Origin of the sequence: Clostridium sp. C8, from assembly GCF_001010885.1 — a bacterium.
Lineage (GTDB): Bacteria > Bacillota > Clostridia > Clostridiales > Clostridiaceae > Clostridium > Clostridium sartagoforme.
Genome location: NZ_LBMX01000062.1, coordinates 1 through 1,511, shown reverse-complemented (window position 1 = coordinate 1,511; position 1,511 = coordinate 1). Strand labels below are relative to the sequence as shown.

General features: G+C 31.2%; 1 protein-coding gene. It reads right to left on the bottom strand.

From position 1 onward, the window contains the following. Positions 1-157 precede the first annotated feature (157 nt). A partial coding sequence (locus AAT22_RS10085) for an IS1182 family transposase (protein ID WP_047001106.1) occupies positions 158-1,511 on the bottom strand: 1,354 nt, incomplete at its 5' end.

Here is a 1,511-nt window from a genome sequence, read left to right as displayed (position 1 = left end):
GGAGCTGTCGCATTAGTGGATTAAAATCCGTTAGCGATAGCTCCTTTTTCTATTCTATAAATTAACTTTTTAGGTGTTATTTTTATTTGCATGTAAATCAACTAAAAATAGGCGCACTTCAATAAGCCTCAGAAAAAAGGCTTTTTTAAAATTTAACTTATGAGGCTTTCTTCAATTCAAATAAGTGCTTACCAGTGCGGCCCGTTTGTATTTTACTATGTAATTTATTTATATTGTGCGCCATTGCAAGAAGTATACTTTCTGCTAATACATTCTTTTGCCCACGACACATAAATCTTCTGAAATTCATGTCTTGTTTTATTTGTGCAAAAGAACCTTCTGCTTGAATACTTCTGTTCATTCTAAGCAAGCAACCTTCTTCGCTTAGAATTTTTTCTAAATCAGACTTTCTTTGGCGATTAAACTTTTTTGATGTTTCAAATCTTTTTACTCTTTCTTCCAAAGGAGTTTTACAATTATTCCCTTTGATGCAACTCCCCTTGTAAGTGCAATCATTGCAATCTTCACAAACATAAATTGTCTTTTCACTTTCATATCCTGTTTTAGATTTTCTAATTTTTATATTTTCAGCCTGTAACTGCTTACCATTTCGGCATATGTAGAAATCTTTTTCTTCATTGTAATCCATGTTTTCTATTTTACCGATATCATTTTTATATTTTCTTGTTTTTGATATTTCATAATTAGATGGCTTAATAAATGCTATTTGATTATTTTCTTCAATAAATGAATAGTTCTCCTCACTTTCATATCCAGAATCTGCAACTATTTTTAAGTATTTAAATTTTAAGTTTTCTTCCATGCTTTTCAAGAAAGGTATTAGCGTAGTTGTATCCGTTGGTTGTGGTCCAACTGTAAGCCATGTAATATATTCTGAATCTACACCATGCTGCACATTATAAGCTGGCTTAAGTTGACCGTTTTTCATAGCATCTTCTTTCATCCTCATAAATGTAGCATCAACATCAGTTTTTGAGTAACTGTTTCTATCTCCGCAAGTGTAAACTTTTTGAGTATATTCTTTAAACTTTGAAAGATATTCTTCAAGTTTTTCTATTGATCGTTGCAATGCAGTTTTTCTTTTCCCACATCCGTGAACGAATTCTATTCCTTCTGATTTCTTTAGTACATAAAGCTTTTTTCTAAGCTTTTTTACATGTTTCATTTGAACTTCATTTTTATAGATTAACTTAATGTCATAAAGTTCTTCGCACTCTTTAACAAGGGCGGCCACTTTAATTAGCAATTTTGCCATGTTTTTTGTAACTGCCTTTTTCCAGACAAAAGTATATTTATTTGCATAAGCTTCTATTTTTGTGCCATCAATAAAGATAGCATCTCCTGATATCTCACCAATTTCATAAAGAAAATTAGACATTTTACCTAAAATTCTTTTAGCACATGGAGAAAAATGTAAGCTTCTGAACCTAGCAAATGTTGAGTGATCCGGAGCGGATGCACCCTCTAGTAAAAACATAAAATTAATGTCT